This is a genomic window from Flavobacterium sp. I3-2 (assembly GCF_013389595.1).
GTDB lineage: Bacteria > Bacteroidota > Bacteroidia > Flavobacteriales > Flavobacteriaceae > Flavobacterium.
In genome coordinates, this window is the sequence record NZ_CP058306.1 from 2,246,155 (window position 1) to 2,270,320 (window position 24,166).

Genomic DNA, 24,166 nt, shown 5'->3' on the forward strand with positions numbered 1-24,166 from the left:
TTCATAAAAAGAGTAACCATCTAATATTTAATAGTTAAAAAAACAATAAATTTTTTAATTATCAATAATTATAGGTCTAAAAAAATTATATAATAAGTATAGAAATGTGAGTATTGTAATTAATAATTCTTTTAAACTAAGGTTTTATTAAAAATTTTTAAATCTCAATTACTTTTTATAATTTTGCACTCGTAAAAGATTAGAACAATTTTTTAAACAATTAGTTTCTGGTTTTTTTCTAAAGTTTAAAATTGAATTTATAACTGAAGTAAATAATTTTACGGTTAATGGTTGAGGACCTACTTTATCGTTAACTACATAAACAACAAATAAACAATTATGAACCTTTACAAGGATTATTTAAACGAAATCGAAGAGAGAAAAGGTCAAGGTTTACACCCAAAACCAATTGATGGTGCAGAATTATTATCAGAAATTATTGCACAAATTAAAGATGTTAATAATGCAGATAGAGCAGAATCTTTAAAATTATTTATCTACAACACGTTACCAGGTACAACTCCTGCAGCAGGTGTAAAAGCTAAATTTTTAAAAGAAATCGCTTTAAGCGAAGTTGCTGTAGCAGAGATTACACCAGCTTATGCATTTGAGTTATTATCTCATATGAAAGGTGGACCATCAATCGAGGTTCTTTTAGACTTAGCTTTAGGAAATGATGTGGCAATAGCAGAGCAAGCTGCTAAAGTTCTTAAAACACAAGTTTTCTTATACGATGCAGATATGGATCGTTTAAAAGAAGCTTACCAAGCGGATAATGTTATCGCAAAAGATATTTTAGAAAGCTATGCAAAAGCTGAATTCTTTACTGAATTACCAGCCGTAGCCGAAGAAATTAAAGTAGTTACTTTTGTAGCCGCTGAAGGTGATATTTCAACAGATTTATTATCTCCAGGAAATCAAGCGCACTCGCGTTCTGACCGTGAATTACACGGTAAATGTATGATTACACCAGAAGCTCAGGCTGAAATCAAAGCGTTACAAACATTACATCCAGAGGCTTCAGTAATGTTAATTGCTGAAAAAGGGACAATGGGTGTTGGTTCTTCTCGTATGTCAGGTGTTAACAACGTGGCTTTATGGACAGGTAAACAAGCTTCTCCTTATGTTCCTTTCGTGAACATCGCGCCAATTGTTGCAGGTACAAACGGAATTTCTCCAATCTTCTTAACTACAGTTGATGTAACTGGTGGTATTGGATTAGACCTTAAAAACTGGGTTAAAAAAACAGATGCTAACGGTGATGTAGTTCGTAACGAAGCTGGTGATCCAGTTTTAGAAGAAGTATATTCGGTTGCAACTGGAACGGTTTTAACAATCAATACAAAAACAAAAAAATTATATAACGGAACTGAAGAATTAATCGATATTTCTAAAGCTTTGACTCCTCAAAAAATGGAGTTTATCAAAGCTGGTGGATCTTATGCGATTGTTTTCGGTAAAAAAATACAAACGTTTGCAGCTAAAACTTTAGGTGTTACTGCTCCTGTAGTTTTCGCTCCTTCTAAAGAAGTTTCTATCGAAGGTCAAGGATTAACTGCTGTGGAGAAAATTTTCAACAAAAATGCAGTTGGTGTTGCAGACGGTAAAGTATTACATGCAGGTTCTGACGTTCGTGTTGAGGTTAATATCGTAGGTTCTCAAGATACTACAGGTTTGATGACAGCGCAAGAATTAGAGTCAATGGCTGCTACAGTTATTTCTCCAATTGTTGACGGAGCATATCAATCGGGATGTCATACAGCATCAGTTTGGGATAAAAAAGCACAAGCAAACATCCCTAAATTAATGAAATTTATGAATGACTTTGGTGTAATCACAGCACGTGATCCTAAAGGAGTTTATCATTCAATGACTGACGTTATCCACAAAGTATTAAATGATATCACAATCGACGAATGGGCTATCATTATCGGAGGTGATTCACATACACGTATGTCTAAAGGTGTTGCTTTCGGTGCCGATTCAGGTACGGTAGCTTTAGCTTTAGCAACAGGTGAGGCTTCTATGCCAATTCCAGAGTCTGTAAAAGTTACTTTCAAAGGTGAAATGAAACCATTTATGGATTTCCGTGATGTGGTTCACGCGACACAAGCTCAGATGTTAAAACAATTCGATGGTGAAAACGTATTCCAAGGTCGTATCATTGAGGTTCATATCGGAACTTTATTAGCGGACCAAGCGTTTACATTTACAGATTGGACTGCAGAAATGAAAGCGAAAGCTTCTATCTGTATTTCTCAAGACGATACGTTAATCCAATCGTTAGAAATTGCTAAATCTCGTATCCAAATCATGATTGATAAAGGTATGGATAATCACAATGCAGTTTTACAAGGATTAATCAACAAAGCAAACAAACGTATCGAGGAAATTAAATCGGGTGATAAACCAGCTTTAACTCCAGATGCAAATGCTAAATATTACGCTGAAGTTGTTATCGATTTAGACTTAATCGAAGAACCGATGATTGCTGATCCAGACGTAAACAATGCGGATGTTTCTAAGCGTTATACGCACGATACAATCCGTGAATTATCTTACTACGGAAGTGATAAGAAAGTTGATTTAGGATTCGTAGGTTCTTGTATGGTTCATAAAGACGATTTAAAAATCGTTTCTCAAATGTTACGTAATGTAGAAAAGCAAAATGGTGAAGTTAAATTCAACGCACCTTTAGTTGTTGCTGCTCCAACGTACAACATCATCGATGAGTTAAAAGCTGAAGGTGACTGGGAAATGTTACAAAAATACTCTGGATTCGAATTCTCTGATGCATTACCTAAATCGGTTGCTCGTACAGAATACGAAAACATTATGTACTTAGAGCGTCCTGGTTGTAACTTATGTATGGGTAACCAAGAGAAAGCAGAAAAAGGAGATACTGTTTTAGCTACTTCAACGCGTTTATTCCAAGGACGTGTCGTTGAGGACAGAGAAGGTAAAAAAGGAGAATCTTTATTAGCATCAACTCCAGTTGTTGTTTTATCTGCAATCTTAGGTCGTATGCCTTCTATCGAAGAATACAAAACGGCAGTTGAAGGAATCAACTTGACAAAATTTAAACCAATTTCTACAAAGTAATTTCTAGAAATTCATAAATACAAAACGAGGTAAGCTGTAAAGGTTACCTCGTTTTTTTTAATATAAGTTTTGATTTATTATATAATTAGAGCTTTTGATAGCTGTTATATTATTTATAAAATCTTCTTTATCTAAATAAATGGTATTGATTTTATTTGCTAAGTCAACTAACATAATCATAGCATAAACTCTATAACTTTTAGTCAATTCATCATAAGAGTCATAATCTATTTGCCCTCCTGATAAAATAAGAATATAATCATTAACCCATTTTCCATCGTTGAAAGCGCAAGATGAACCACAAAAATGAATCCTTGTTTTATTACGAGTTCCAATTTCTAAAAGATCTGTTTCTTGATCAACATCACCATAAGAATTGTAATCGACAGCAAAGGTTTTAGACGGATTATACAAGATGAATTCTTCAGAATTTTGTAAATATAAATTCCAATCATCAATTTCAAATGGTGGAAAGTCATCATTTTCAATTTCAGATGAAGTTTCAATAACAAAATTGTCAAAATCTAAATGTGGAAATTCGTTTAATAATTCAGAAAAATTATCTCGAATAAAAGGTTCGTACGTTTTTAAATTTTGTGCAGAAACTTTCATAAAACTGATGAATAAGATGAGTGTAATAAGTGTTTTCATTTTATTTGATTTTAATTGTCATCTTCTAAATCTTCGTAAATTTTTGGTTTCGATTTTTTATTTTGGTAAAAAGAATCTGCTAGATTTTTTTCATCTGAATAATAAATAAGTGTTTTATTTTTTAAATCTAAAATATAAATACTAGGGCAAAAATCTCGATAACCAATTTCCGAATAAGCTAAAATTATTGCCATTTCGTTATCGACCCATTTTGCTTCTACAAAAGCGCCTGAAGGACCTGAACTAGAAAGTTTATAAGTTTTATGATTTTTAACTATTCCTAATTTTAATTCACTATCCGCATCATATGAACCATAATATTTACGATTCTTTTTTCTCAAACCTACTTTTGAACTATATAAATCAATGTAAAAATCTTTGCTAGAATTGTAATCTAGAAAAGGTTTGTAAAGTTTTATGTATTCATTCCATTCTTTAAAAGTGTAGTTAGTTAAATCTAGCGAATCTTCTGTAAAATTTATTTTCTTTTCTCCATTTGATTTAAAATTATCAAAATTTTTAAGTTTAAAATGTTTTATAAATTCAGGGAAATTTTTTCGAATAAAAGGTTCGAACGTTTTTAAATCTTGTGCGGACATTTTAAAAAAAACACAAGACAATAAGAAAGCTATTACTATTTTTTTCATAAGTATAAAGTTGGTTAACTAAAGGTACTAAAAATATTTATAAATAGAATCATTTTAAATAGAGGGAGTTAACATTTTTTTAAAAGCAAATTCTAATAATAATTGGTAAATTGTAGATGTATTTTAAAAATTTAAACTCAAAAAAAATAATTATGGCTTTTGATATTGAAATGATAAAAAAAGTGTACGATAAAATGCCTGCTCGCGTTGATAAAGCACGCGAATTGGTTGGTCGTCCACTTACACTTTCCGAAAAGATTTTATATGCACATTTATGGGAAGGTGTTCCGACTCAAAAATTTGAAAGAGGTAAAGATTATGTTGATTTTGCTCCAGACCGTGTTGCTTGTCAAGATGCGACGGCTCAAATGGCTTTGTTACAGTTTATGCACGCTGGTAAAGAAAAATCGGCTGTACCAACAACCGTTCATTGCGACCACTTAATTCAAGCTAAAGTTGGTGCAGAAAAAGATTTAGCAGTTGCAAATTCGCAATCTAAAGAAGTTTTCGATTTCTTATCATCAGTAACAAACAAATATGGAATTGGTTTTTGGAAACCAGGTTCAGGAATTATCCACCAAATCTTATTAGAAAATTATGCTTTCCCTGGAGGAATGATGATTGGAACCGATTCACATACAGTAAACGCTGGTGGATTGGGAATGTTAGCTATCGGAGTTGGTGGTGCAGATGCTGTTGATGTAATGTCTGGAATGGCTTGGGAATTGAAATTTCCTAAATTAATCGGAGTGAAATTAACTGGAAAACTAAACGGTTGGACTGCTCCAAAAGATGTGATTCTTCGCGTCGCTGATATTCTAACTGTAAAAGGTGGAACTGGAGCTATTGTTGAATATTTCGGTGAAGGTGCACTTTCGATGTCTGCAACCGGTAAAGGTACGATTTGTAATATGGGCGCTGAAATTGGAGCAACAACTTCAACTTTTGGTTATGACGATTCGATGCGTCGTTATCTTTCTGCAACCGGACGTCAAGATGTGGTAGATGCTGCCGATAAGGTTGCCTCGTATTTAACTGCAGATGCTGAAGTTTATGCAAATCCAGAACAATATTTTGATCAGTTAATCGAAATCAATTTATCGGAATTAGAACCTTATATTAACGGACCTTTTACACCGGATCGTGGAACACCTGTTTCTAAAATGAAAGAAGAAGCAGCGAAAAATGATTGGCCAATTAAAGTAGAATGGGGATTGATTGGTTCTTGTACCAATTCGTCTTACGAAGATATGTCACGTGCAGTTTCTATCGTAAACCAAGCGGTTGAATTAGGAATTACACCAAAAGCTGAGTTTGGAATCAATCCAGGTTCTGAGCAAATTCGTTTTACGATAGAACGTGATGGAATTTTAGAAGCTTTTGAAAAAATGGGAACTAAAGTATTTACGAATGCTTGTGGACCTTGTATTGGACAATGGGATAGAGAAGGTGCTGATAAACAAGAAAAAAATACCATCGTACATTCGTTTAATAGAAACTTTTCTAAGCGTGCCGATGGAAATCCGAATACCCATGCTTTTGTAACTTCTCCAGAAATGGTTGCTGCTTTAGCAATTTCGGGACGTTTAGATTTCAATCCGATTACAGATACTTTAATTAATGATAATGGTGAAGAGGTAAAATTCAAACCGCCATTTGGTGACGAATTACCTAAAAAAGGATTTGCTGTTGATGATCCAGGTTTTCAAGCTCCAGCTGAAAATGGTTCAGCAATCGAAGTAATTGTTTCTCCAACTTCACAACGTTTACAATTGTTAGAACCTTTTAAACCTTGGGATGGTAAAAATATTACGGGAGCTAAATTGTTAATTAAAGCGTTCGGAAAATGTACAACCGACCATATCTCTATGGCTGGACCTTGGTTACGTTTCCGTGGACATTTAGACAATATTTCTAATAATATGTTAATCGGTGCAGAAAATGCATTTAATCATAAAACCAATTGGGTTAAAAATGAATTAACGGGTGTTTATGGCGAAGTACCTGCGGTTCAAAGAGCTTATAAAGCTGCTGGTGTTCCTACAATTGTTGTTGGAGATCAGAATTACGGTGAGGGTTCTTCTCGTGAACATGCGGCTATGGAACCACGTCATTTAGGTGTAATGGCTGTTTTGGTTAAATCGTTTGCACGTATTCACGAAACCAATTTAAAGAAACAAGGAATGCTTGCTTTAACGTTTGCTAACGAAGCAGATTATGATAAAATTTTAGAAGACGATACCATTAACTTTTTAGATTTAGTTGATTTTGCACCTGGTAAAACGTTGACTTTAGAATTTGTCCATAAGGATGGTTCTAAAGATTTAATTGTTGCCAATCATTCGTATAACGAACAACAAATCGAATGGTTTAAAGCAGGTTCTGCATTAAACTTGATTGCTGCAGGAAAATAATTGAATTTTCTATTATAAATCAAAAGCCAGTCGATTTTAGACTGGCTTTTGATTTATATCATTTTAAAAATTTCTTTACAATTAAATAAGTTAAATATACAAAAAGTCCTGTAGTAATTAAAACAACTAATGGATGAGACAAAATAGCTATGTTTGCTTTTTGAGAAATAAGTCCAAAGAAAACAATATTACCAATTAAAATAGGAGCTAAAAATTTTATTGCAATTTTTATTTGAATATTCTTATTTGCTTTTTTTGATTCTTCGTTTTCTAATAGATGAGAGAAATTACCTAAAATAAATATTTTAATTTCTTCAATCTCTTTTGTTTTTAAACCAAATGAATAATAAATTTCAGAATCTGTATAAATTTCAAAATTGTTTTTATAAATTCTAAAAAAACGAATATCAATAATTTGGATTAAATGAAAACGATTAAAATTAAATTTACTTCCTGGAATTTTATTTGCGTGCAACTCAATATAAGTAGTATTAAAAACGAAAAATTCATCAGCTAAATCTCTAGAATATTTAGGTTTAAAGATATCAGAAAATTTAGCGCATTTTAAAAATGCAATAAATGGAAATGTTGAAATGAAAATAAATAAAACTAAGAGAAACCGTATGTTTTCAATAAAATATGTTGAAACACTTAAAATTAATCCAATTATAAAGCAAAGTAACAGATTTGGAATTTTGGTTTTTACAAGTAAAACTACAAAACAACCAATCCCGAAGCCAATTAATGTAGCATTAGGTGATTTTACGTAAGATGCAAAAATAATAAACAGAAAAATTATACTGTAAAGTATAACGTTTACTTTATCTTTATTTTCGGCAGTTATTCTTGCGTTTTTTCTGTAAAACTTGAGTTCTGTTTTTTTCATTTACTCAATTTCAATTCTATTTAAAATCAATTTGTGCAAGTTTTAATTTGTTGATTATTTAAATATTAATATCGTTTAAAAATCAATTTAATTTTTTTAATTCTATGTTTAAATTTTGCCAACAATTGTGACTCCAAATTCTGTGATATTTGTAACCATTTCCTGTTAAAATACGTTCTTTATGAATGTCTTCTAAATAAGCTAATTGATGGTCGTAATTAGGTTTGCTTAAACATTCAATGGCCATTGGATTTCTATTTTCGTTTTCGAATAAAATATCAATTTCGTAACCACCATAAGCCAATTTTTTTCTCAGTTTTAGAATTCGGAAAATGTGCTTTTACATTCGAATAAATTTCATCTAACAACACATTTGATTTTGAATTATGCATCGTTTCATTGACATTGTAAGAAGCTAAATGGGATAAAATTTCCAAACGTTTTTCGTTATTCTCATCACTAACCGCCTTGCAATATGCCAAATAAGCATATAAAACCGCTTTACGATTATTGCTTTTTTCTTGTTTTAACGCATCGTTATAATTCTGAAAAAATTCTTCTGGAATAGAATTACAGATGTATATTTTTTCTTTTGCACGAGTGATGATTACGTTTAATAATTTGTAACCTTTAGAATGGTTTATCGGACCATAACTTTGTACGAATTTGCCGCTTTTTTTACGTCCGTAAGTTGTTGAAATGATGATAATATCGCGTTCATCACCCTGAATATTTTCAAGATTTTTAATAAATAATCCAGCTTGTTCAAGTGCTAAAATCTTATTTCTAAAAAGTTCATTTCCTTCGCTGTTTACCAACTGATTTATGGTACGTTTGATGTAATTACGTTGGGTAATATTAAATGTGGCAATTCCGACAGATGGATAATTTCCGTTTTCTAAAGGTTCGATATTTTTTAGAATGTCGATAACCTTATTTACTTCTTCGATATTAATATGTTCTTCGAAAATGCCATCGACCTGAAAAAATTCAATTGGTTTTTTATCGTTTTTAGACGGAAGTGGTTTCAAACGCGATTGATAAAAAGCTGCATTTGAAAAATCGATTAAATACGGATGTTTTGAACGATAATGAAAATCTAAATAATTCTTCTCAAAGTTAAATTCCAAAGCATAATCTAAAAGCGATTCGATATTTGAAACTGCATTTATAATTTCAGTTTCCGAATTTTCGGTTTCAATATCATCTTCATCGTCAATATTGCCATCAAACACGCGACTAAAATAATTTGAAGGCGGCATTTGATGTTCATCACCAGCAATAACAACTTTTTTACCTTTTAGCATCGCAGGTAAATTATCTTCGAGTTTTAATTGGCTGGCTTCGTCAAAGACCACATAATCAAAATAAAAATTTTTGCCCTGAAAAAGATTACTACAGCTATCAGGTGTAATTAAAATAATAGGAAAAAACGTCGTGAAAACATCAATATCTTTAGCAACAATTTGACGTAAGGTTAAACGTTTGTGATTAACACTGCTTCGCTTGTTGTACAAATTCGCAACTGTTAAATCTTTGTTTGCATTTTCAAATTGTTTAACGATTTCACGTTGTGATTTATCCCAAAAATACTTGATAAAGTCTTTCTGAACAATTCCAAAATAACTTAGTTTATTAGCAAATTCTGAATATTCAAGATTATCCGTAAGCAAACTATTGTCTGCATTTTTTTGCAATAATTTAGAGAAATAAACAAAGAATAAACTAGCTTCCCATGAATCTATATTTTTTAGTTTTTCTAGAATCGATTTCTGAAATGAATTTAAATGGTTATAAAATACAAACCAATCGTACTCAATTAAAAATAAATTTTCATTTTGAGATTTATAAGTTTGATAATTTTCAAACAGTTTTTCGATGTTTATTTTTAAGTCAACAAAAGTTGAAATCAATTCAAAATTTAAAACAATTTGTTCTGATTTTAATTGATTGATTAAAGATTTAAGCAGATTCGAAATGTTTTCTGATTCAGAATTTATAATGCTTTTGTCGTAAATGGTTATAAAATTGAGCTGTGAAAATTCGTCTAAAATTCCGGGTTCAAATTTACTTTTAGCTACATCAATTTTCGAATTATAATTTAAAATCTCATTTACATTTTGCTTTAAATCAGAAGTAATTTCGATAGTTTCTAAATATTTTTCTTGACTTAATTTCTTAATTTCGATGCTTAAATTTTGTAAACGTTCTTGTGTTTGTAAGACTTTCTTTTTTGAACTCGAAAAGAAGCTCAAAAATTTGTAAAAAAAGCCACTTGTTTTTTCTAAATTAAAAACAGCAGAATCGGTTGGTAACGTTGCGTTTAATAATTCAACTTCATTAATTATTTGGTTTGCTTGTTCCAGTTTTTCAATAAATTCAGCTTTTCGTTTTTCATTAAAAAACAGTTGATATTTTTTAATTTTTGTCAATATTTCATTCCAAAGTTTTTGATAGTTTTCAAGTGAATTATCAATCTTTGTTTGTGCCGAAAAATAGTTTTCATCGATTAATGCATTCCAATTTAAAAAGGTTTTTTCTTCAATTTTTTTGTAATTGCGAAATAACGATTCGCCTTTTTCAATTAAAACGTTCAATTGATTAAATTCCGCATCTGAAAATTCAAATGAAAATCCATCCAAATCAATTTCTTGTTTCAACTTTTCATAGACCAACAACGAGCCGATAATTTCAGTCCAATTTTTATCATTAATTAAAGTACTATTTAATTTGTGATGCGATGCATTAATTTTTTGTTTCGAGTCCGATAAACTTTTTACAGCATTTTCTAAGCTAATAACCGCCGTTTTTATTTCGTCAGATTTTTTAAAACCTGGCTGGTCCACAATTTCGCGAACTGCTTGAACCACTGTTTTTCTATCCGTAACTGAATCTTTAATCAATACACAAAATTTACCTAAACCTTTTTCGTTTAAAGCATTATGTAAAACCTCAAGCGCGGTTTGTTTTTCGCAAACTACAATGGTTTTTTGTTTATTTTCAAGTGCATTAATCAATAACGCGGTTAATGTTTGACTTTTTCCTGTTCCGGGCGGACCTTGAATTAAAATCTTATTTGTTGATTTTAAACTTTCTAGAATTTGCTGTTGCGACGGGTCGGTTTGAATAGCACTAAAAGTTTGAAAATCGGTATTTGAGTTCGTTTCAATCGGAATAAAATTAGATTTTAACGCATCGTAATCGTTTATGATGTTTTGTTTTTGAACTTCAAAAAGTGAAAGTAAACCTGATTTTAAAATTAATCCATCGCCTTTTTTTGTCAGTTTTTCTTCGTAAAATGATTTTGCCTTTATTTGCGGAATTTCCTCATAATTACTTAATAAAAAATCGATGTTTTGTTCGATTTTAAGTTGTTCTAAAATTTTAGTACAAATCTGAAACAATTCGGTTTTATCAATTTTACCATCTTCAAGCATTTCGTCCGGAATTTTTTCCAAGATAATTCCGCAATCACTTTGTAAATGATTAATCAAAACTTCATTTAAATAAATTGGGTCATCTTCAGAACGCGAAATTTCCCAAGTATTCATTTCGTTCAATTGTTTCATTTTCACCGACCAAATTAAAATGGGCGCAGCTGTAATTTGTCCATCATTTAAATCGCGACGAATTAAAATCGGAAAACCGAAACCCAAAGTATTGATTCCTTTTTCGGATTGGATAACTTCGTTCTGAAAAATCAGATTTTCAATGTTTTGTGTAATTTTTTTTAAATCTTCAGACAACAAAACATCGGTTGATTCGTCAATATTTTCGAAATTTAAATTTGAAATTTTATGTTGATTTTCGTTTTCAGTATTTGGTTTGTCGAAAATCGAAAAACGAAAATTCATATTTCGTTGCGTCAACAAATCAAGAATAAAACGTTCGGGTAAACTTTTAAAAATGGCACTTAATTTAGCAATATCAAATTTATAACGCGAATTTCCCGGAATTGCATTTAAATGCACACCACGACGATTTCCGGTTTTAAGTTTACTCTGAAATGATTCAAATAATTCTGAACTAAAATTTTGCATATTGGTTTTATCAAATGAAAATTAAAGTTATAAAAAATAGTTGTTGATTTGATATAAAAAAAATAACCTCGAAAAAATCGAGGTTATAATATATCATTTGGTTATTTCTAACCTACTAATAGTAAACGTAACGTCTAACTTTAGCGATGTGTTTAGCTAAACGAATTACTTGGTGCGAATATCCGTATTCGTTATCGTACCAAATATATAATACGATACTTTTTCCATCTTTAGAAACCAAAGTTGCATGGCTGTCATAGATTGATGGAGTAGAAGTACCAACAATATCAGAAGAAACTAATTCGTTATTAATTGAATATTTTATTTGCTCAACAAGTTCACCTTGTAATGAGTGTTTTTTCATGATTTGGTTAATTTCTTCAACTGAAGTTTCTCTACCAACTTCTAAGTTTAAAACGACTAATGAACCGTTTGGAACAGGAACACGAATAGCGTTTGAAGTTAATTTTCCGGCTAAAGAAGGTAATGCTTTTGCAACAGCACTTCCAGCACCAGTTTCAGTAATTACCATGTTTAATGCAGCTGCTCTACCACGACGGTATTTTTTGTGCATGTTGTCAACTAAATTCTGGTCGTTTGTATAAGCGTGAATGGTTTCTAAATGTCCTTTAACAACACCTAATTCTTCTTCAACAACTGCTAAAACTGGTGTAATTGCGTTTGTCGTACAAGAAGCTGCTGACCAAATTGGAGTTGCATCAACATCATATTCTTTGTGGTTTACACCGTAAACGATATTTGGAACACCTTTTCCTGGAGCAGTTAATAAAACCTTAGTTGCACCGTTTGATTTTAAATGACGAGATAAAGCTGCTTCATCTTTGAAAACTCCTGTGTTATCAATAACTAAAGCGTCGTTAATTCCGTATTTTGTATAATCAATATCTTCTGGTTGAGCAGCAGAAATCATTTTTACGCTCGTTCCGTTAATGATTAACGTTTCGTTTTCGATGTCAGCAGAAACTGAACCTTCGAAATCTCCGTGAATTGAATCATAACGTAACAGAGAAGCACGTTTTTCTAAAGATTCAGCTGTGTTTTTATCACGAGTAACAACAGCTTTTAAGCGTAATTGTTGTCCTTTTCCAGCTTTTGAAATTAATTCTCTAGCTACTAAACGACCAATACGACCAAAACCATATAAAACGACATCTTTAGGTTTGATTTCTTCTGAGTTTTTAGCATCTTTTAACTTAGCAACAACAAATGCTTTTGCATCATTGTATTTATCATCTTCTAAATGATATTCGTAAGTTAATTTTCCAATATCAATACGTGCTGGAGGTAAGTCAGTTGTTAAGATTGCACGAGCAATTTCAACCGTATCAAAAACATTAATTGGTTTCTCAACGAATTTTGCAGCGTATTCATGGTAGTTAATAATATCGCTTACACTTCTGTCGATTAATTGATTTCTAAAAAGTACTAATTCAATAGATTTATCGTACCATAAATCGTTAACGATTTTAATGAATTCAACGCAAGCTTTTCTTCTGTCAGCTTGGAATGCTAATTCTTTTTCGTATAATTCGTTATTTTCCATAAAGTAATTGTGTTGTTATTTTAAGTCGTGCAAAATTATTAAATTTTATTGTATAAACATAGTTTAAAATCAATAAGATTTATTATTTTCTTGCATTTACAAAACAATTCTTAATCGTTCTCCATTTCTAGTTATTATGTCAAATCGAACATTTGATTTGTTACTTATTCTTGAAATGAGTTCGTTTGCCATTTCAGTATTTGAGATTTTTTGTCCGTTTATTGTTAAAATAATTGCATTTTTTAGTTCGTTAAGATAAGGTTTGTAGTTTTCGTTCGTGATGTTTTTGATTTTTACACCATAATTTATTCCTAATGATTGCATTTCTTTTTCATTTAAATTCTCAAGTTCAAAACCATTAAATGAAATATTCTGTGTTTCTTTTTTTGAAAGTTGTACTAAAACATCCTGTGTATTATTGTTTCTAACTAAAGTTACTTTGACTTTATCATTTGGTCTTTTTGTGGCAATTGCAGCATTTAATTCTAAGAAATTTTTTATAGGCTTGTTATCTATTTTTGTAATGACATCGCCACTTTGAATATTTGCTTTTGCTGCACCAGAATTTGAATTTACTTCTTCGATATAAAATCCCTGAGCTAAATCAATATTTTTTGCATTTGCAATTTGTCGGTTCAATTCATACCCTTGAACACCTAAAATTCCTTGTTGAACATTCCCGAATTCTAAAAGATCTTCTACAATTTTTTTTGCCATATTTGAAGGAACAGCAAATGAATATCCAACGTATGAACCTGTTGTTGAAGAAATCAGCGTGTTGATTCCAATTAATTCTCCATTTGTGTTTACCAAAGCTCCGCCTGAATTTCCTGGATTAACTGCAGCGTCAGTTTGTATGAAAGATTGAATTCCATCTTCTGAAAGATTTCGAGCTTTGGCAGAAATAATTCCTGCGGTTACTGTTGATGTTAAATTATAAGGATTTCCTACGGCTAAAACCCACTCGCCAACTTCGATTGCATCTGAATCTGCAAAGGTTGCATAAGAAAGTTTTTCTGGAACATCAATTTTTAAGAGAGCAATATCTGTTTTTGGATCTGTTCCAATCAAAGTTGCAGGAAATGAACGGTTATCATTTAATGTTATCTCCAATTGATTAGCTCCTTGAATAACGTGATTGTTCGTTACAATATAACCATCTTCTGAAATGATAACACCAGAACCCGTTCCGATTTGTGGTTGCATTTGGCGGCTACTTTCGTACCCATAAATAAAATCAAACAACGAGTTTCTTGAACTTGTTTTGTAAGAAACGTTTTTTACGTGAACCACATGATTGATGGTTTTATTGGCTGCAACAGTTAAATTTGGAGCTTCATAACTTGATTTAGATGTGTTTTTTGTTGAATTTGAAATAGTTTCGGTATTTTCTATTCCTAAAAAATCATTTTCTATTAAAAGTTTATAGGTTATAATTGTCAGAATGACGCTTAACAAAGAAGTAAAGAAAATAGTTGATATGTTTTTCATAGAATAACTATTGTTTTTAAAATTAGGATTAAAATTAAATATTATGTATAAATCTTAAAAACGGTTTAACTATTGTTAACAATCTTTAACGACTCATTAAATATTACTAAATTTGTGTCTTAATAAGAATTTAAGATGACATATAATTTACATTTTTCTAAATATCAAGGTACAGGAAATGATTTTGTCATGATTGATAATCGTGATTTATCTTTTCCTAAAGAAAATACCAAACTTGTTGCTTTTTTGTGTGATAGACGTTTTGGAATTGGTGGTGATGGTTTGATTTTGATTGAAAATGATTTGGAAACCAATTTTAAAATGATTTATTACAATTCTGATGGAAATGAAAGTACGATGTGCGGAAATGGAGGTCGTTGTCTGGTTGCCTTTGCAAAGCAATTAAAAATAATTTCTAATTCATGTACTTTTAAAGCGATTGATGGATTGCATCATGCAAAGATTAGTGATGAAATTATTTCTTTACAAATGATTGATGTTCAAGAAATTTCTAAAAGCGAAAAATATACTTTTTTGAACACTGGTTCACCTCATCATGTACAAATGGTTGATGAAGTTAAAAATTACGATGTATATAATAAAGGTAAAGAAATTAGATATGCTGATATTTATGCACCTGGTGGTACGAATGTAAATTTTGTTGAAAAAATTTCAGACAATTACTTCAAAGTTCGAACATATGAACGTGGAGTTGAAGATGAAACTTTTTCTTGCGGAACAGGAGCTACAGCAGTTGCAATTGCGATGTTTGAAAATGAAATTACAAATAAAAAATCTATTCAGATTGAAGTTCCTGGCGGAATGTTAAATGTTTCGTTTGATAAAAATGAAGCTGGATTTTATGAAAATGTTATTTTATCTGGACCAGCAAAGAAAGTTTTTGAAAGCGATATAATTGTTGATTTATAATGAAAACATTAATAGGAAATAGTTGTTATTTACGAGCGCTCGAACCCGAAGATTTAGACTTTATATATCAAATCGAAAATGACGAATCTCTTTGGGAAGTTTCACATACACAAACTCCCTATAGTAAATTTTTGATTCGACAATATCTAGAAAATGCACATTTAGATATTTATGAAGTAAAACAATTGCGACTAGTAATCGTAAATAAAGAAACAAATTCACAGGTTGGTTTGATTGATTTATTTGATTTTGACCCCAAAAATGAACGTGTAGGAATGGGAATTGTAATTTCTGCTACCAAAGATAGAAGACAAGGTTTTGGAAATGAAGCTGTTGGTTTGTTAATTGAATATGTTTTTGAGTACTTAAATGTATATCAAATTTATGTTAATATTAGCACTGATAATTCGGCAAGTATCAAGCTTTTTTCTAATTTTGGATTCGAAAAAATAGGAACTAAAAAAGCTTGGAATAAAGTAGGAGATATTCGAAAAGACGAAGCTTTGTATCAATTAATAAAAAACTAATTAATGAAACTTAAAAATCTTGTAGCTATACTTCTTGTAGTAGTAATGACTGGATTGTTAATCTATGGTTATACGCTTTATAATAAAACTTTTGTATCAAATACAGCTTTTGAAGAAAGAGAAGTTTATGTAACTTTTCCGACAAACAGTACGCATGAAGATGTAAAAAAAATATTGTCGCCATATGTCAAAGATTTTGAACAATTCGATGCCGTTTTTCAACAAGTTAGTTTCGACCAAGGTTATTTTCCAGGGAGATTTTTGTTGAAAAAAGGAATGTCTAATTACGATATGATTCAAGCCTTGAAATATAATGTTCCTGTTAAGTTAACTTTCAATAATCAAGAAACAATTGAAAAATTAGTTTCAAGAATTTCATCTCAAATAGAACCCGATTCACTTGCTTTGATTGAAGTGTTTACCGATCCAGAATTTTTAAAAGAGAACAATTTTACAAAAGATGACGTTCTTTCCATGTTTATTCCTAATACGTATGAATTCTATTGGAATACCACACCATTAAAAGTTCGAAACCAAATGCAAAAAGAATATAATCGTTTTTGGAATGAAGAACGTAAAGCAAAAGCAAAAAAGCTAGGATTAACTCCTACAGAAGTTGTTACATTAGCGTCAATTGTACAGAAAGAAACTGCAAAAGTAGATGAACGTCCAAAAGTTGCGGGAGCTTATTTAAATCGTCTTGAAAAAGGAATGCTTTTACAAGCTGATCCAACAGTGGTTTATTCTAAAAAATTACTTTCAAACGATTTTGAACAAATAATTAAACGAGTTTATTTAAAAGATTTGAAATTAAATTCGCCTTACAATACCTACATGTACACTGGTTTACCTCCAGGACCAATTGCCATGCCTGATATTAGTTCAATAGATGCAGTTTTAAATCCAGAAAAACATAATTATATTTTCTTCTGTGCAAGTGTTGAAAGAATGGGATATCATGAATTTGCAGAAAATTTAGCACAACATAATGTTAATCGAGATAAATATTCAGCTTGGTTAGATAAGAATAATATTCAATAAATTTAATAGCATCTTTTTAGGTGCTATTTTTTTTTGAGTATGACGTTTTGATGGTTGTGTTATGAATGAGGAGCAAAAAATTTAACTAAAATTTTTATTAAAAACAAGTAAAAAGTGATGTTTTTTAATCATTGTAAATAATTGATTGTTAGTTATTTAGTTTTCGTGAAGTGTTAAAAAATGAGTTAAAGAGTCGGATTTAATATTGGTTTGATATTTAAGTCGTAAATTTGCACTGCTAATATCAAGTAGTGACAGGGCTTGAGAAAACAAATTTAATGATAAAAAAATGTTCTTATTTTATTGGAATTATTACTCTAATAGTTTTAGTTTTATCTGCTTTTAAAAAGTATGAAACAGAGTCGATTTCTAAATTTTTGACTACAGCAAAGGAAAATATTACTTATCATGTTCCTACAGAAAATGAGGTTTCAGAAAAATTACTAGCTGATAATTACAAAGTAATTCCAATTACAAAAAGTAAATCTTTTATTGAATTTAAAGAGGCTCTTGCAGAAAGAGAGTCAGCAGGAGAATATGATATTGTAAATTCTTATGGTTATATGGGAAAATATCAATTTGGTAAATCTGCTTTAAAAACGATAGGGATAAATGATTCGCAAGAATTTCTTGATAATCCAGCCATGCAAGAAAAAGCATTTGTAGCTTTACTTCAAATTAACAAATGGATATTAAGAAAAGAAATTTTAAAGTACCAAGGTAAAAGAGTAGGTGGCGTTTTAATAACTGAATCAGGAATTTTAGCCGCAGCTCATTTGGGTGGAGCAGGTTCTGTTCAAGATTTTTTAAGATCAAATGGTACAGTTAGTTTTAGTGATGGTTATGGTACAAATATAAAACACTATATAAAAAAATTTGCCGGATACGATACTTCAAATATAACCGAAGACAAACAAGCGATGGTTATGTAATGTAAGAAATTAGCAAAAAGTTTCATTAGAAATAATGGAGCTTTTTTTTTGGTAAATTGTAATTGTTGATGTACCTTTGGAAAGTATACAAAAAATTCCGGAAGACATGTTTGAGTTTCAACAGTACATTGCTTTCTTAATCGGAATGGGCATTTTAACAATGGGATTCTGGTTAATGTTTTTCTTAGTTGGTTTCGTTTTCTACTGGGCAATCGGTGGAGCTAGAGATTTAATGCAAGAAAAAGCAGCAAAGAGAAAAGCTTAAGAAATTTTGCTTTATAAAAAAGAGAACTAAATTTAGTTCTCTTTTTTTATTTCTCATAATAATATTGAAATCAATCCTATAAAGAAATCAATTATCATGTTGATTAAATTTAATAGTATCATAATTTATTTTTTTAGTTTAGTTAATTAGTCACAACTTACGCATTCTAGTTTATCATCAATTAGTTTATAAAAATTAATTCCACTTTGGATATTGTTATTGTAATCAAAAGAAATATCGTTGGTTTTGTTAATTCTAACTATTTTAGAATTAGGTAAATATAATATAATTTTAACAGAATTATTGTATTTATCTAGATTGTTTTTTTCTGTTAAAATAGCGTTTGCAAACTCGATGTTATTATTATCAATCTTTGAGTAATATTCTAGCATTGTTGGTGTTTCTGTAATTGAGGCCTTTCCTGAATTGTTATTAATTACAATTGAACTAGATTTTGAATATGAAGCTTCTGTTATAATTTCAAAATATCCATCCTGATTTGTAGTTGATTTAATTTCAAATTCAATATCATCTTCTTCTTTATAAATTTTACCGTTGCTTAACGAATCATTCATTCCGTAAAACCTAGGATCACGAATAAAGTCAATTTTTAAAGTATCATTTGTGATATGATCTAAAGATTTCTTAACTACAGTAACTTTACTTGTATCGTCAATAAATTTTTTGATAAGATCGTTTTTTGATTCAACTTCAATCATGATTACACTGAAACAAATAATAGCTGCTCCCCAAGTAAAACCAAGTAAAATTGAAATTAGTCCCACATATTTAATATTTTTATATAAACAACTTAGTCCTGTTATGAAAATAATTAATGAAGGAATAAATGCAATAAGGAAAACTGAGGTTAAAATCATCCAAGTTGGATATCCAAGTTTAACGATTTCTTCAATTGGAAAATTATTAAATTTAGCTAATGAGATTGTGTTAAAAACAAATATCATAATTGCTGATCCAATCATTCCCATCGACCCGATGAAAACACAAGCTATTCCTAATAGTTTTAGAATTATTTCGCTAAGTTTTGTTCCAGCATCTTTAAATCTTTGAGTGTCAATGTTTCTTATATTATTACCAATTTGATCAAAGTTTTCTCTAACTTGTTTTTCAATGTTTGAAATATTTACTGGCTCTCCTTTCATTTCTAATATATCCGAAACTGTTTTAGCCTTTGGAATAATAATCCATAGAATAGGATAGATGATTATACTAGATCCATAAACAAAAATCAATAAGATGAACAAAATTCGAATCCAAACGACATCAATATTAAAATAATTAGAAAGACCTGATAAAACACCTCCTAAAACTCTTTTTTCTCCATCTCTAAATAGTTTTCTTGGTCTTTTAATATAGTTTTCATTGGTTGAATTTTGCTCAGTTTGACTTTGCGATTCATTTTCATCATCCAAACGATAATCTTCTGGCTGTCCCATTACTTGTATGATATTATCTACATCAAGCATGCTAATAACACCCGTTTTTGGATTTATTTTTTCAGAAAAAATTTCAGCAATTCGACTTTCTATATCATTTATGATTTCTTCTTTTCCATCAGTATTTAATGAATTTTTTATGGCTTGTAGATAATTGCTTAATTTATCATACGCATCTTCATCGATATGAAAAAATAATCCGGCTATATTTATGGTTACTGTTTTATTCATTGTTTTATTGTTTTTCGGTTATTAGTTTTACAGCATTTGATAATTCGGTCCAGGTTAGGGCTAGCTCTTTTAAAAAACTTTCGCCTTGTTCTGTTAATTTGTAATACTTTCTCGGTGGACCTGAAGTTGATTCTTCCCACCGATAACTTAATAAATCATCATTTTTTAGTCTTGTTAGAAGTGGATAAATCGTACCCTCAACTACTAACAATTTTGCGTCTTTTAGCATATCCAGTATTTCAGAAGTATAACAATCTTTATCTTTTAAAAGAGAAAGAATGCAAAACTCTAAAATACCTTTTCGCATTTGGGCTTTAGTGTTTTCAATATTCATAGAACGTATTTTTTATTGATATATCTTATTTATTGTAAAGCAAAGATATAAACAAAAGCAGGTATTTTGTATTACATAGTACTGTATTTTAACTTAAAATTAACATTTGCTTAATTTAAAAATAATTGCTTTATTTATTTGTTTATATGTAAAAAAGATTAATTTTAGCCTCACAAAAAAACACAATACTTATGGAATTCACACCTTCAAAATTAAATGCTTATTTATTTGCGAAGTTGCCCTCGGCCTATTGGTCTGGAGTTCGCGTATCATCTATTGATGAAAATAAATGCATTGTTTGTGTAAAACACAAATGGTTTAATCAAAATCCTTTTAAGTCAATGTATTTTGCTGTTCAAGCTATGGCAGCTGAATTGAGTACTGGTGCTTTGGTTATGTTACAAATTCAAAAATCTAAACAGAAAATATCCATGTTAGTTGCTAATAATAATGGAAGTTATGCCAAAAAAGCTACAGGTAAAATTACATTTACATGTAATGACGGCAGTAAAATCAAAGAAGCCATAAATTTGGCTATTGAAACTGGCGAAGGACAAAAAATTTGGATGCAATCTATCGGTAAAGATGAGGTTGGAGACCAAGTTTCTGAAATGAATTTTGAATGGACCATAAAAGTTAAACGCTCATGAAAGTTTTGATTACTGGTGCTACTGGTTTTATTGGCACTTCAATTTCTGATTTTTTATTAGATAAAGGTTTAGAGATTAATTATCTAACCACAACAAAAAGTAAAATTGAATCAACTGTAAATTATAAAGGATTTTATTGGAATCCCGAAAAGAATGAGATTGATTCTAAGTGTATTGAGGGAGTTGATTATATAGTTAATCTGTCTGGGAAATCTATTGGTTGTAGATGGAATTCTAAGAATAAAAGCGAAATTCTAAAAAGTCGAATTGATAGTTCTAAAACTTTGTTTAAGTTATTAGAAACGAATAATCACAATGTAAAAAAAATAATTAGTGCTTCTGCAATTGGAATTTACAAAAATGATATTAGAAAATTACAATCAGAAACGGAAACTAATTATAATACAGATTTTCTTGGTACAGTTTGTAAACAATGGGAAGCTGAAAACGAAAAATTTAATGACTTAGGTATAGAAACTTTAATTGTGCGTTTTGGTTTGGTTTTATCTGACAAAAATGGCGCATTACCAAAGTTTGCAAAAGCTGTTAAAAATTACATGGCAAGTCCTTTTGGAACAGGAAATCAATGGTATTCGTGGATTCATATTCATGATTTGGTTAGAGTTATTGATTTTGGCTTAAAAACAGAAACAGCTGGAGTTTTAAATGCAGTTACGCCATATCCGAAAACGCAAAAAGATTTTTTGGCTACTTTGTCAAGAACTTTAGATAAGAAGATGATTATGCCAGCAATTCCTACTGGAGTTCTGAAAGTCTTTTTTGGTGAAATGCATCATCTTTTGACTGATAGTCAGAAAATTAGTTCTAATAAGTTGTTGAATTTAGGTTTTGAGTTTAAATATCCTTTACTTAAAGATGCTTTGAGAAACTTTTATAAATAAAGAATTACTATAAAAATTTAAGTCCTTAGAATGCTAAGGACCTAAATTTTATATTTTAGTGGTAAATGAACTACTTTTTTGGTTTCAAAGAAGTCATTATCAAATATTTCTGTAAGATTATAAAGTGTAGCTTTTGGAAAATCTTTTAATTCTTCAGTTAAATCACCACCTTTTAAATAAAGAATTCCATTTTCTAAATCGTGATTATTTTTCTTTTTAGTTTTGTCTTTAACCCATTTTACAAAATCGGGCATATTTGTAACAGCTCTACTGATTACAAAATCGAATTCTTCTTTAACTAATTCGGCACGTTTTTGTTCTGCTTTTAAATTTTTCAATCCAATTGCAGTTGCAACCTCATTAACAACTTTAATCTTTTTGGCAATAACATCAATTGCGTAAAAATTAGTTTCAGGAAATAAAATAGCTAACGGAATAGCAGGAAAGCCACCTCCGGTGCCAACATCCATTACTGTACTTCCTGGTTTAAAAGCTTGTATTTTTGCAATACCAAGTGAATGTAAAATGTGTTTTGTATATAATTCATCGATATCTTTTCTTGAAATTACATTTATCTTTGCATTCCAATCTTGATACAGAATCTCTAACATTTCGAATTGTTTTACCTGATTTTCAGTCAAATCAGGAAAATAACGTAAAATATCCTTCATAAATTTGAATTTGTGCAAAAGTACGTTTTATCTTATTAAATTAAGAATTATCTCTTTAATAAATTCACTTTTATATTTACCTTTGAAAAATAAACACAATTAATAAAATGACTACAAACCCATTATCAGACAGAATTAATAATTTATCTGTTTCTCAAACTTTAGCAATGGCTGCAAAAGCTAGAGAATTAAAAGCTTTAGGAAAAGACATCATTAGTTTAAGTTTAGGTGAACCTGACTTTAATACGCCCGATTTTATTAAAGAAGCTGCTAAAAGAGCTATTGATGAAAATTGGAGTACTTATTCTCCAGTTGATGGTTATGCAGAACTTAAAGATGCTATTGTTTTAAAATTTAAGCGTGATAATGGTTTAACATATAAACCTGCAAATATTGTTGTTTCGACAGGAGCAAAACAATCTTTATATAATATTGCTCAAGCGATGTTAAATGAAGGTGATGAAGTTATTTTACCTGCTCCGTTTTGGGTAAGTTATTCTGAAATTATTAAATTATCAGGCGGGAACCCAGTTGAAGTTCCAACTTCTGTTGATTCAGATTTTAAAATGACGCCAGCTCAATTAGAAGCTGCCATTACACCTAAAACAAAAATGATGTGGTTTAGTTCGCCATGTAATCCATCAGGTTCAGTTTATAGTAGAGAAGAATTAACTGCCTTAGCTGAAGTTTTAGCTAAGCATCCAAATATTTATGTGGTTTCTGACGAAATTTATGAACACATCAATTTTTCAGGAACTTTTTGTAGTATAGCTTCTGTTTCTGGAATGTTCGAAAGAACAATTACAGTAAATGGCGTTGCCAAAGCTTTTGCAATGACAGGTTGGAGAATTGGTTATATTGGTGCTCCAGAGTTTATCGCTAAAGCTTGTACGAAATTACAAGGGCAAGTAACAAGTGGTGCCAATTCTATTGCACAACGTGCTACGATTACTGCTTTAGAGGCTGAACCGACAGCGATTAAATATATGGTTGATGCTTTCCATAAACGTCGTGATTTAGTTATCGGATTAATTAAAGATATTCCAGGATTAAAAGTTAATGTTCCAGAAGGAGCTTTTTATGCTTTTCCTGATGTTTCTTCTTATTTCGGAAAAACTTTAAATGGTTATGAAATCAAAGACGCAAACGATTTATCTATGTATTTATTAGAATATGCAAATGTTGCAACTGTAACCGGTGATGCTTTCGGAAATCCAAATTGTATTCGTTTGTCATATGCAACAAGTGAAGAAGTTTTAATTGAAGCTTTTAGAAGAATTAAATCAGCATTAGCTCAATAATTATTTATAAGTATATATTTAAAAGCCTAACTTTATTGTTGGGCTTTTTTTGTTTTAATTACATTAAGTTTAAAAAAAAGGCTTGTTTTGAATAAAAGTTTGTAATAATATCATCTAAAGTTTTGTTGTG

Annotated in this window: 20 protein-coding genes; 10 read left to right on the plus strand and 10 right to left on the minus strand. The window is 30.3% G+C overall.

Translation table 11 applies throughout. The features are described from left to right. Positions 1–339: 339 nt before the first annotated feature. Positions 340–3,102, plus strand: coding sequence for a bifunctional aconitate hydratase 2/2-methylisocitrate dehydratase (locus HW119_RS10630; RefSeq protein WP_177764222.1), 2,763 nt, complete (start codon positions 340–342; stop codon positions 3,100–3,102). 57 nt (positions 3,103–3,159) lie between these two features. On the opposite strand, the gene HW119_RS10635 is transcribed toward HW119_RS10630, so the two are convergent. Then, entirely contained in the window at positions 3,160–3,753 is a 594-nt protein-coding gene (locus HW119_RS10635) for a hypothetical protein (protein ID WP_177764224.1), read from the minus strand. 11 nt (positions 3,754–3,764) lie between these two features. Beyond that, the gene (locus HW119_RS10640; protein WP_177764226.1) at positions 3,765–4,400 is read right to left on the minus strand and encodes a hypothetical protein; all 636 of its coding nucleotides are present in this window, start codon (positions 4,398–4,400) and stop codon (positions 3,765–3,767) included. 152 nt (positions 4,401–4,552) lie between these two features. Between HW119_RS10640 and HW119_RS10645 the strand changes: the two genes are divergently transcribed. Next, on the plus strand, positions 4,553–6,814 hold the full coding sequence (locus HW119_RS10645) for an aconitate hydratase (RefSeq protein ID WP_177764228.1): 2,262 nt from the start codon (positions 4,553–4,555) through the stop codon (positions 6,812–6,814). A 58-nt stretch (positions 6,815–6,872) separates the two neighbouring features. Here the strand turns inward: HW119_RS10645 and HW119_RS10650 are convergent, their stop codons facing one another. The 5 genes from HW119_RS10650 to HW119_RS10665 form a co-directional block, all read right to left on the minus strand. After that, a complete protein-coding gene (locus tag HW119_RS10650) occupies positions 6,873–7,700 on the minus strand; it encodes a hypothetical protein (protein ID WP_177764230.1) in 828 nt (275 codons plus the stop codon). An 82-nt stretch (positions 7,701–7,782) separates the two neighbouring features. Further along, positions 7,783–8,004: a hypothetical protein gene (locus HW119_RS16850; RefSeq protein WP_317171483.1), complete on the minus strand. Its 222-nt coding sequence runs from the start codon at positions 8,002–8,004 to the stop codon at positions 7,783–7,785. After that, complete coding sequence (locus tag HW119_RS10655) at positions 7,979–11,740, minus strand: AAA domain-containing protein (RefSeq protein WP_317171484.1); 3,762 nt, start codon at positions 11,738–11,740, stop codon at positions 7,979–7,981. The genes HW119_RS16850 and HW119_RS10655 overlap by 26 nt, the downstream gene beginning before the upstream one ends. Positions 11,741–11,855: 115 nt before the next feature. Then, positions 11,856–13,304: a glyceraldehyde-3-phosphate dehydrogenase gene (locus HW119_RS10660; protein ID WP_177764232.1), complete on the minus strand. Its 1,449-nt coding sequence runs from the start codon at positions 13,302–13,304 to the stop codon at positions 11,856–11,858. A gap of 96 nt (positions 13,305–13,400) precedes the next feature. Then, complete coding sequence (locus tag HW119_RS10665) at positions 13,401–14,795, minus strand: S1C family serine protease (RefSeq protein ID WP_177764234.1); 1,395 nt, start codon at positions 14,793–14,795, stop codon at positions 13,401–13,403. A 135-nt stretch (positions 14,796–14,930) separates the two neighbouring features. Between HW119_RS10665 and dapF the strand changes: the two genes are divergently transcribed. The 5 genes from dapF (at position 14,931) to HW119_RS10690 (ending at position 18,490) form a co-directional block, all read left to right on the plus strand. After that, a complete protein-coding gene (gene dapF / locus HW119_RS10670) occupies positions 14,931–15,725 on the plus strand; it encodes a diaminopimelate epimerase (protein WP_177764236.1) in 795 nt (264 codons plus the stop codon). Then, positions 15,725–16,252: a GNAT family N-acetyltransferase gene (locus HW119_RS10675; RefSeq protein ID WP_177764238.1), complete on the plus strand. Its 528-nt coding sequence runs from the start codon at positions 15,725–15,727 to the stop codon at positions 16,250–16,252. The genes dapF and HW119_RS10675 overlap by 1 nt, the downstream gene beginning before the upstream one ends. 3 nt (positions 16,253–16,255) lie before the next feature. Then, positions 16,256–17,293, plus strand: a complete 1,038-nt coding sequence (gene mltG, locus HW119_RS10680; protein WP_177764240.1) for an endolytic transglycosylase MltG — start codon at positions 16,256–16,258, stop codon at positions 17,291–17,293. A 278-nt stretch (positions 17,294–17,571) separates the two neighbouring features. Next, complete coding sequence (locus tag HW119_RS10685; protein WP_177764243.1) at positions 17,572–18,225, plus strand: transglycosylase family protein; 654 nt, start codon at positions 17,572–17,574, stop codon at positions 18,223–18,225. Between the two features lie 106 nt (positions 18,226–18,331). Further along, positions 18,332–18,490, plus strand: coding sequence for a hypothetical protein (locus HW119_RS10690; RefSeq protein ID WP_177764245.1), 159 nt, complete (start codon positions 18,332–18,334; stop codon positions 18,488–18,490). 146 nt (positions 18,491–18,636) lie between these two features. Here the strand turns inward: HW119_RS10690 and HW119_RS10695 are convergent, their stop codons facing one another. Together HW119_RS10695 and HW119_RS10700 are read right to left on the minus strand one after the other, a co-directional pair. Beyond that, positions 18,637–20,178, minus strand: a complete 1,542-nt coding sequence (locus tag HW119_RS10695) for a PspC domain-containing protein (protein ID WP_177764246.1) — start codon at positions 20,176–20,178, stop codon at positions 18,637–18,639. A 4-nt stretch (positions 20,179–20,182) separates the two neighbouring features. Continuing rightward, on the minus strand, positions 20,183–20,512 hold the full coding sequence (locus HW119_RS10700; RefSeq protein WP_177764248.1) for a PadR family transcriptional regulator: 330 nt from the start codon (positions 20,510–20,512) through the stop codon (positions 20,183–20,185). Positions 20,513–20,703: 191 nt separating this feature from the next. Here HW119_RS10700 and HW119_RS10705 point away from each other — a divergent pair, with 191 nt between their 5' ends. Together HW119_RS10705 and HW119_RS10710 are read left to right on the plus strand one after the other, a co-directional pair. Continuing rightward, positions 20,704–21,162 carry a DUF4442 domain-containing protein gene (locus tag HW119_RS10705; RefSeq protein ID WP_177764250.1) on the plus strand — a complete coding sequence of 153 codons (459 nt, stop codon included), beginning with the start codon at positions 20,704–20,706 and terminating at the stop codon, positions 21,160–21,162. Continuing rightward, positions 21,159–22,064, plus strand: a complete 906-nt coding sequence (locus HW119_RS10710) for a TIGR01777 family oxidoreductase (RefSeq protein ID WP_177764252.1) — start codon at positions 21,159–21,161, stop codon at positions 22,062–22,064. The genes HW119_RS10705 and HW119_RS10710 overlap by 4 nt, the downstream gene beginning before the upstream one ends. 41 nt (positions 22,065–22,105) lie before the next feature. On the opposite strand, the gene rsmG is transcribed toward HW119_RS10710, so the two are convergent. Further along, complete coding sequence (gene rsmG, locus HW119_RS10715; protein ID WP_177764254.1) at positions 22,106–22,735, minus strand: 16S rRNA (guanine(527)-N(7))-methyltransferase RsmG; 630 nt, start codon at positions 22,733–22,735, stop codon at positions 22,106–22,108. A gap of 107 nt (positions 22,736–22,842) precedes the next feature. On the opposite strand from rsmG, the gene HW119_RS10720 reads away from it, so the two are divergent. Continuing rightward, positions 22,843–24,036, plus strand: a complete 1,194-nt coding sequence (locus HW119_RS10720) for a pyridoxal phosphate-dependent aminotransferase (protein WP_177764256.1) — start codon at positions 22,843–22,845, stop codon at positions 24,034–24,036. Positions 24,037–24,166: the final 130 nt, after the last annotated feature.

What these genes read in the sequence shown, in the direction of transcription:
- HW119_RS10640 (WP_177764226.1), bottom strand. Translation starts at nt 4,400, where the DNA reads ATGAAAAAAATAGTAATAGCTTTCTTATTGTCTTGTGTTTTTTTTAAA.
- HW119_RS10700 (WP_177764248.1), bottom strand. Translation starts at nt 20,512, where the DNA reads ATGAATATTGAAAACACTAAAGCCCAAATGCGAAAAGGTATTTTAGAG.
- HW119_RS10665 (WP_177764234.1), bottom strand. Translation starts at nt 14,795, where the DNA reads ATGAAAAACATATCAACTATTTTCTTTACTTCTTTGTTAAGCGTCATT.
- HW119_RS10635 (WP_177764224.1), bottom strand. Translation starts at nt 3,753, where the DNA reads ATGAAAACACTTATTACACTCATCTTATTCATCAGTTTTATGAAAGTT.
- HW119_RS10660 (WP_177764232.1), bottom strand. Translation starts at nt 13,304, where the DNA reads ATGGAAAATAACGAATTATACGAAAAAGAATTAGCATTCCAAGCTGAC.
- HW119_RS10705 (WP_177764250.1), top strand. Translation starts at nt 20,704, where the DNA reads ATGGAATTCACACCTTCAAAATTAAATGCTTATTTATTTGCGAAGTTG.
- mltG (WP_177764240.1), top strand. Translation starts at nt 16,256, where the DNA reads ATGAAACTTAAAAATCTTGTAGCTATACTTCTTGTAGTAGTAATGACT.
- HW119_RS10690 (WP_177764245.1), top strand. Translation starts at nt 18,332, where the DNA reads ATGTTTGAGTTTCAACAGTACATTGCTTTCTTAATCGGAATGGGCATT.
- HW119_RS10720 (WP_177764256.1), top strand. Translation starts at nt 22,843, where the DNA reads ATGACTACAAACCCATTATCAGACAGAATTAATAATTTATCTGTTTCT.
- HW119_RS10655 (WP_317171484.1), bottom strand. Translation starts at nt 11,740, where the DNA reads ATGCAAAATTTTAGTTCAGAATTATTTGAATCATTTCAGAGTAAACTT.
- HW119_RS10645 (WP_177764228.1), top strand. Translation starts at nt 4,553, where the DNA reads ATGGCTTTTGATATTGAAATGATAAAAAAAGTGTACGATAAAATGCCT.
- HW119_RS10695 (WP_177764246.1), bottom strand. Translation starts at nt 20,178, where the DNA reads ATGAATAAAACAGTAACCATAAATATAGCCGGATTATTTTTTCATATC.
- HW119_RS10685 (WP_177764243.1), top strand. Translation starts at nt 17,572, where the DNA reads ATGATAAAAAAATGTTCTTATTTTATTGGAATTATTACTCTAATAGTT.
- HW119_RS10630 (WP_177764222.1), top strand. Translation starts at nt 340, where the DNA reads ATGAACCTTTACAAGGATTATTTAAACGAAATCGAAGAGAGAAAAGGT.
- dapF (WP_177764236.1), top strand. Translation starts at nt 14,931, where the DNA reads ATGACATATAATTTACATTTTTCTAAATATCAAGGTACAGGAAATGAT.
- HW119_RS10710 (WP_177764252.1), top strand. Translation starts at nt 21,159, where the DNA reads ATGAAAGTTTTGATTACTGGTGCTACTGGTTTTATTGGCACTTCAATT.
- rsmG (WP_177764254.1), bottom strand. Translation starts at nt 22,735, where the DNA reads ATGAAGGATATTTTACGTTATTTTCCTGATTTGACTGAAAATCAGGTA.
- HW119_RS10675 (WP_177764238.1), top strand. Translation starts at nt 15,725, where the DNA reads ATGAAAACATTAATAGGAAATAGTTGTTATTTACGAGCGCTCGAACCC.
- HW119_RS10650 (WP_177764230.1), bottom strand. Translation starts at nt 7,700, where the DNA reads ATGAAAAAAACAGAACTCAAGTTTTACAGAAAAAACGCAAGAATAACT.